This window comes from Janthinobacterium sp. UMAB-56, assembly GCF_900095265.1.
Classification (GTDB): Bacteria; Pseudomonadota; Gammaproteobacteria; order Burkholderiales; family Burkholderiaceae_D; genus Janthinobacterium.
On sequence record NZ_LT607651.1, the window covers coordinates 216129 to 224327 of the forward strand.

An 8199-nucleotide genomic window follows, 5' to 3' on the forward strand; every position below is an offset into this window, starting at 1 on the left:
AATTGACCTGCCGCAACCGTGCATGCCTGCACGCTGCCAGCCGTCCAGCTGGCAACGGGCGGACAAGTCACGCCAGCCTCAGGAGTCACGCTGAGCACGACGATATTGGCGGGCAGCACATCGCTGACGATGACCGGGTTTTGATTCGGCAAGTTGCCTGTATTCGTCACCGCGATGCTCCAGGTCAGGATATCGCCTACCGCCGCATTCCCCTTGTCGACCGTCTTGCTGGCGCGGATCACGGGACCGGGCAAATTTGTCGTTGCCGTGTTCGGCAAGTCGTTGACGATTTCCATCGAGCTGGTGCTGACCACGCTACTGATGCGCGAACTGTTGCTCAAGGGCTGGGTATAGAACAGGTTGAAGCTGGCGCTTTGCCCGCTGATCAGGGTAGCCGGCAAGCCACTCAGCACATATATGCCCGTGGCGCTGTTGTAGACGCCGCTGATGCCGGGCGCACCACTGATGGGACTGAGGGAAACGCCGCTCAGTCCCGCCTCCAGCTGCAGGCTGTAGCTCATCGTTTCTGCCACGCCCGGACCCACGTTGGCAAACGTCACCACGCCACGGATGGCGTCGCCCGCGTTGCTGCTGGCCGGGAAGCCGTTCAGGGTGGTCGTCACGTCGACCAGCAGTTTCGACACCACCGTCGTGGTCTGGCAATCGCCGGGGACGGCGCAGACGGGATTGTCCCCTCCTCCCGGCAGCAGCGCATTGACGAGGCTGCCCGACAGGGTAGCCGTGGCGCTCAGCTTGACGCTGGCGCTGGCGCCGGCGGCCAGCCCGGCCGGCACGCTGCAGCTCACCACATTGCCTGCCGGCGCAGCGCAGGTGACGGGCGCCGTCGGCGTGACCAGCACATTCGCCAGGCCCGCAGGCAGGGTATCGCTCAGGGTGGCGATGGCCGTGCTGGGACCGCTGCCACTATTGCGCAAGGTCAAGGTCCACGTCAGGGTATCGCCCACATTCGCCGCCGTCTTGTCGACGCTCTTGCTGGCGTTCAGCAAGGGTGCGCTGACGGTGCTGGTAGTGCTGCAATCGCCCGCCTGCAGGCAGGCCGGATTGTCCGTGCCGCTGGCGCTGACGCCGTTGACGAGACTGCCGGCCGCAGCGGCGCGCGCCGTCACTTGCAGCGTGGCGTTGCCGCCGGCGGCCAGGCCAGCGGGCACGCTGCACGTAAGGACATTGCCCGCCAGAGGCGCGCATGTCACGGGCGCGGCGGGAGTGACGACGATATTCGTCAAGCCGGCCGGCAAGGTGTCGGTAAGCGTAGCGACGGCCGTGCTGGCCCCCGTGCCGCTGTTAGTCAGGGTGACCGTCCACGTCAGGCTGTCGCCGATATTCAGCGCCAGCTTGTCGACACTCTTGCTCAGCGCCAGGCTGGGGCTGGTAATGGTGGTCTGCGTCTGGCAGCTGTTTGCCTGGAAGCAGGCCGGATTGTCCGGGCCACTCGGCATGACCTGATTCGCCAAGGTGCCGCCGGCGCTGGCCTTGCCGGTCAGCACGATCTGGCGTTGGCCATTGCCTGCCGCCAGTTGGCCGATGGCCACGCTACAGCTCTGGCTGCTGTTGGCCACCCAATTGGCCAACGGCGGACAGGTGACGCCGCTGTCGGGCGCCACATTGGTGACGATGATATTGGCTGGCAGCAAGTCCGTCAAAATAACGGCGCCCTGGTTGGCCAGACTGCCCGTGTTGCTGGCAGTAATCGTCCAGATAATTTCCTCGCCCACATTCGCCACGGCCTTGTTGGCCGACTTGCTGACGCGAATGATGGAGCCGGGCATGCTGACGGTCGCCATGTTGGGCTGGTCGTTCGGCACTTCCGTCGATGTCGTGGCAATGCGGCTGACCACGGTCGACAGATTGCTGGCTGGCTGGATGTAGCTGAGCTGGAAGCTGAAGCCCTGCCCCGGCGCCAGGGTGGCCGGCACGCCGCTGAACGTGACCAGGCCGGAGCCCGCATTATAGCTGCCTGCCACGCCGTTGACGCTCACGCCGGCCAGGCCGGGCGCCAGTTGCAGGCTGTAGGTGACGCCTTCGGCCGGACCGGGACCGATATTGCTGAAATTGACCGTGCCGGCTATCGTGTCACCCGCATGTGTGCTGCCGGGGAAGCCGTTCAGGGTGGTGGTCACGTCGACCAGCAGTTTCACGACCGTGCTGGTGGTGCTGCAATCGCCGGGCTGCGGGCAGACCGGATTGTCCGGGCCGCTGGGCACGACGGTATTGACGTAGGCGCCGGCCGCATTGGCCACGCCCTTGACGACGATATTGAGCGTGCTGCCCGCCGCCATGCCGGCCGGAATCGCGCACACCAGTTGATTACCGCTCGGCACCGCGCACGTGGCAGGCGACGCGGGCAGCACTTGCCCCAGGGTCAGGTTGGCCGGCAAGGTGTCGGTCAGGGTGACAACGCCCGTGGTCGCACCGGTGCCCGTATTGGCCACGGCAATGGTCCACGTCAACGCGTCACCCACGTTGATATTGCTCTTGTCGACGCTTTTATGTACGGCCACTTGCGGGCTGAGAATGGTGGTGCTGGTCTGGCAGGAAGCGGCCTGGGCGCAGGCCGGATTATCGGGTCCGCTCGGCAGCACTTTGTTGCCCAGGCTGCCCCCGACCGTACCCCTGGCCGTGATGGTGATGCTACGGCTGCCATTCACGGCAGCCAGCTGGCCGGCCGCGACGGTACACGCTTGGGCGCTGTTGGCCAGCCAGCTGGCCAATGGCGGACAGCTGACGCCGGCTCCCGGCGCGACGGACAGCACCGTCACGTTGGCGGGCAGGATATCGGTCAGGGTCACCACGCCCAGATTGGCCAGGCTGCCCGTATTCGTCGCCGTGATGGTCCAGGTAATCGTCTCGCCCACGTTGGCCGTCGTCTTGTCGGCCAGTTTCGTCACGCGGATGATGGGACCGGGCACGGTGGCCACGGCCGTGTTCGGCAAGTCGTTCGCCACCTCCACCGAGGTGGTGGCGATGCTCGACGTCACCATCGACAGATTGTCGGCCGGCTGCGTGTAGCTGACGTTGAAACTGGTGCTCTGGCCATTCGCCAGGCCCACGGGCAAGCCGCTGAGAGTGACGATGCCCGTGGCGGGATTGTAGCTGCCCACGGCACCCGTCAGCGCGACGTTGCTCAGGCCCGGCGTCAGTTGCAGGGTGTACGTCACGCCTTCGGCCGGGCCTGGCCCCACGTTGGCATAGGTGACGGTGCCGGAAATCGTGTCGCCCGCCAGGGTATTTGGCGGGAAATTATTCAGGGTGGTAGTGACGTCGACCAGCAGCTTGACCACCGTCGTGGTAGTGCCACAATCGCCGGGCAGCACGCAGGCGGGGTTGTCTGGCCCCGATGGCAGCACGCTGTTGACGGCAGCGCCAGCCAGGGTGGCCGTGGCGCTGACGATGATCTTCGCCGAGGCGCCGGGAGCCAGGCCGGCCGGTACGCTGCACGTCAGGTTCTGGCCCGCCACGGGCGCGCAAGTGGCCGGTGCCTGCGGGCTGACGACAATGTTCGCCAGGCCGGCCGGCAAGGTGTCGGCCAGCGTGACGACGCCTGTGCTGGCGCCCGTGCCGCTATTACTCACCGTCAACGTCCACGCGAGCGTGTCGCCCACGTTGATGCTGGCCTTGTCGACGGACTTCTTCACCGCCAGGTTCGGGCTGGTGACGGTGGTGGTGGTCTGGCAACTGGCCGGCGTGGCGCACGCGGGATTGTCGGCGCCGCTCGGCACGAGGCTGTTGGCCACCGTGCCAGGCGCATTCGCCACAGCCTTGATGAGCACCGTTGCCTGCATGCCGCTGCCCAGTCCTGGCGGCACGGTGCACGTCAGCGTCGTGCCCACAGGCACGCCGCAACTGGCGGGCGCCACCGGCAGGATCTGCAGCGCGCCCACGTTGGCGGGCAAACTGTCCGTCAACGTGATCGGGCCATTCGTGGGGCCGCTGCCACTGTTGATGGCTTTCAGGGTCCATGTGATGGTGTCGCCGAGGTTGACGGTGGTCCTGTCGACGCCTTTCGTCACCGCCACGCTGGGGCTCGTTACCGTGCTGGTGGTAGCGCAGTCGGCAGGCGTGGCGCAGGCAGGGTTGTCGGCGCCGGAGGGCACGACGCTGTTGTTATAGGTGCCCGCAGCAGCAGGCTGGGCCGTGACGGTGAAGCCGGCGATGCCGCCGTTCGCCGCCAGGCCGGCCGGCACCGTGCAGGTGAGGATATTGCCTACCGGTACGGCGCAGGTGGCGCTGCCGACCAGCGCCACGTTCAGGCCCACCAGGTTGGCCGGCAAGGTATCGGTCAGCGTGATGGGCGCGGTGCTCACGCCATCGCCGCTATTCGTCGCCGTGACGCTCCAGGTCAGGGTGGCGCCGATATTGATGCTGGCATGGTCGACGATTTTCGTCACCGCCACCTTGGGACTGGTGATCGAGGTGACCGTGCGGCAGTCTTCCGCCGTGGCGCAGGCAGGATTATCGGGTCCGTTCGGCATGATGCGGTTCGCCAGGCTGCCGCCCGACGTGGCGTGCGCCGTGATGGTAATGGTGCGGCTGCCGTTGAGGGCCGCCAGCTGGCCGGCGGCGATGGTGCAGGTCTGGGTGCTCGACGCCACCCAGGCCGCCAGCGGCGGGCATGTCACGCCCGGCGCCGCCACCACGCTTGTCACCACCAGGTTGGGCGGCAACAAATCGGCCAGGCTCACGATACCCTGGTTGGCGATATTGCCCGTATTGCTGGCCGTGATCGTCCACGTGATGTTCTCACCCACATTCGCCGTCGGCTTGTCGGCCACCTTGGTGACGCGCACGTTCGGCCCCGGCACCATCACGGTGGCCGTATTCGGCAAGTCATTGGCCACTTCGACCGAGGTGGTGCCAACGACGCTGGTGACAAACGAGCTGTTCGAGCCGGGCTGCGTGTAGCTGAGATTAAAGGTCAAGCCCTGCCCTGGCGCCAGAGTCGGCGGCAGGCCGGACAGGGTAATGAAGCCCGTGCCCGCGTCGTACACGCCCGTCACGCCCCCCACCGACACGCCCGCCAAGCCTGGCGGCAATTGCAGGGTATACGTCATGCCCTCGGCCGTTCCCGGTCCGATATTGCGGTAAGTCACCGTACCGCTGATGGTATCGCCCGCATTCGTCGCGCCGGGAAAGCCGTTCAGGGTTGTGGTCACATCCACCAGCGCCTTGCTGACTACGGTGGTGGTCTGGCAGGCAGCCGGCGTGGTGCAGCTGGCGCCATTGCCGCCGGACGGCGCCACGCTGTTGACGAAATTGCCGGCCGCCGTCGGCACGCCAGTGATACTGACCTGGGCGCTGGCGCCCGGCGCCAGGCCGGCCGATACCGTGCAGGTGAGTGTATTGCCAGCCAGCGGCGCGCAGGTGGTGGGTGCCGTGGGCGTGACGACGATGCTGGCCAGATTGGCCGGCAGGGTATCGGTGAGGGTCAGGGCTGCCGTGGTGGCGCCCGTGCCAGTATTGTTCGCCGTCAAGCTCCACTGCACGGTGTCGCCAACGAAGGCGCTGCTCTTGTCGACGCTTTTTTGCACGCGCACGAGGGGGCTGACGATGCCCAGCGGGTCGCTGTCGACGTTATTCGCGGGGATGGGGTCGAGCGTCGTCGCGCCAGCCGTGGTGGTAATCGTCAGGCTGCCGCTGGCAGGCAGGTTGAAGGTGGCACTGCAATTGATGCGCGAGCCGGGAATAAAGGGCGACACGGCTACGCTGCAGCTGGCCGTGGCGCCGGCTGGCAAGCCGCTCATCACGCAAGTTGGCGCGGCCGCATTATCGGGGCCGTTGTTGGTGCACACGCCCGTCACCGTCACGGGCGCACCGGCATTGTAGGGGCCAGCCGGCACCGTCGTGACAGCTTGCATGTCGGCCTGCAGTCGGCGGTTGCTGATGGTACAGGTGACGGGCGCGTCGGGCATGGTGAAATTGCCCGCATTGGCAGCGCCCGATCCGATGACGGCGGCCGTATCCGTGCGCACGCAACTGTAGCTGCTCTGGTACTGCGCCAGATTGGTGGCCGTGCCCGCGGTTTCCGCAAACGTCGCAAGGTTGCCCACGCGCACCACGGCGCCGGCCGTGGCGCCGTTGCCGCCCGGCGCGCCAACCGTCCCGTTGGCATTCATGATGAACAGGCCGCTGTCGCTGGCGGGCGTCAGCGCCTTGAGCACCGTCAAGGTATTCGTCCTGACCGTGGCCGTGGTGCTGCTGCTGTTGTTGCTGAGATCGCTATCCGTTTCGTTGGGCGAGACGATCACATTCGCCGTATTCGCGATGCTGGCGGCGTCGCCCGGAGTGGCCGTGATCGTCACCGTCAGGTAGGAACCCGTGGTGGGGCCGCTGGTGGCAACATTCACGGGCAAGTTGCCCATGGTAATGCTGACGTTGTTGCTGCCCGAACCCGAGGTTGTCGCGCCGCAGGAAGCGCTGCCGCTGGCGGCGCAGGTCCAGCTGACGTTGCTTAAACTGGCGGGCAACACGTCGCTGAAGGTGGCGCCCGTGCTGAGGGCCGGGCCGCGGTTCCACACCTTTACGGTGTAGCTCAAGGGCTTGCCGACGGAAAACTGTGCCGGACCTGCCTTGTTGACGGCCAGGTCGGTTTTACTGTTGGTGCAACTGGTGTAGGAACTGGCCAGACTGGGATTGCGCAATTGCGCAGCGGGAATAATTTCCGTCACATTGTCAGGACGCGTCCAGCGCATGTGCAAATGGTTGATGCCGCCCACGTTATTCCACAGGACGCGGGCCAGATAACAGCCACCGGGCGTGGCGCTATTGAAATTGCCGGCCAGATTCTGGAAATCCGTTTCACTGTTCGAAAACTCGGGCACGCTGCCCACCGCCACGTTATACACGGCGCTGCGGTAATTGATCGAATACTGGGTGGAGAAATCCACTTTGACGTCATCGTCATGCGCGACGCTGAACTGGTAATTGCCCGCCTGCGGAAACACCACCAGGGTGTACATCACGCGACCCATGATCCATGCCTGACAGGCTGGCAAGCTGGACTGATATTCGATGTAGCACAGCTGGGCCGGATTGGCCACCGTGCCATTGGACCAGGCCATCTGCGGCGATGATCCCGTGCGCGCCGCATTGACGGCGGGATTGGCTGCCAGCGCCAGCAGGCTGGCCAGGCGGGCCGTGCTGCCCGCGTTGAAGCTATTGTCGTAATTGGGCGCGGGTGGATTGGCAGGCACCCGCTCGATGCCGCGGTAATCCTCCCACAGCACCTGTGCTGTGGCAGGCGTCGCGGCCCCCAACAGCAGGGACGCCAGGACCAGCAGCGCAACATGACACTTGGAAAGATGGGGGAGGCGGACGCGACCAACAATCGCGGCCAGCATCCCCATGTAGCGCCCGGCGGACGAAAAAGCTGCATGGCGGCCGGAACGGCCTGCCGTTTCCTGTAGTGTTTTGATCATGTTGTTCGCTAAGAAATGTTCTGCTGCACAAGACAGATAAATATAAAAATGACATTTAATTGTCATGATTATATGAACAAGTAACAGTTCAAGCGTACGACAACGGCAACTTTTTTACTTTCAACAAAGAAATTAAATTATCTCGTTGATATTTAGCAACACATTCATCCAATTAATCGTGCAAGTACACTGACATTCTATTTTCTGCCGCATACTGATTAGCTCGACATAATAATTAACTTATCATTTATATAATGATGAGAAACTATCAAACATGTAGTTTGTTTTTAAAAAGAAATTATTAATTCCAATTATCACTAATTATTTCAATACACATCCCCTTCCATGGTCTACATTCCATAATTGTTTAGATTCGTGGGATCATGTACCCATGCGTAGTTGGCCGCTCTTCAAGGCCAGGCAGGTTTTGCGTACACTGTTCCAATCCGATCTTTCACTGGTAGCCTGATGACCCAAGCCCTCCACAGCCAAGCGCGAACGACCCACCTGATCCGCGAGGAGATCAAGAAATCGACGTTGTCGCAAGCCGAACTGGCCCGGCTCTACAACGTCACGCGGCAAACGATCCGAAAATGGCAGGATCGCGACAGCCCGGACGATGGTTCGCATTGTCCAAAGACGCTGAAAACGACGCTCACGCCAGAGCAGGAACTGATCGTGATCGAGCTGCGCAAGACCTTACTGCTGCCCACCGACGACCTGCTGGCGGTCACGCGTGAGTTCATCAATCCAGCCGTCTCGCGCG

At 63.8% G+C, this 8199-nt stretch carries 1 protein-coding gene and 1 pseudogene; one reads left to right on the forward strand and one right to left on the reverse strand.

From position 1 onward, the window contains the following. Window positions 1-7433: DUF11 domain-containing protein (locus tag K0F85_RS01005; protein ID WP_219114150.1), on the reverse strand; the 7433-nt coding region annotated here is incomplete at its 3' end. A gap of 468 nt (window positions 7434-7901) precedes the next feature. Here K0F85_RS01005 and K0F85_RS01010 point away from each other — a divergent pair. Next, window positions 7902-8199 (forward strand): annotated as a pseudogene (locus K0F85_RS01010) (IS481 family transposase); the annotation flags it as partial.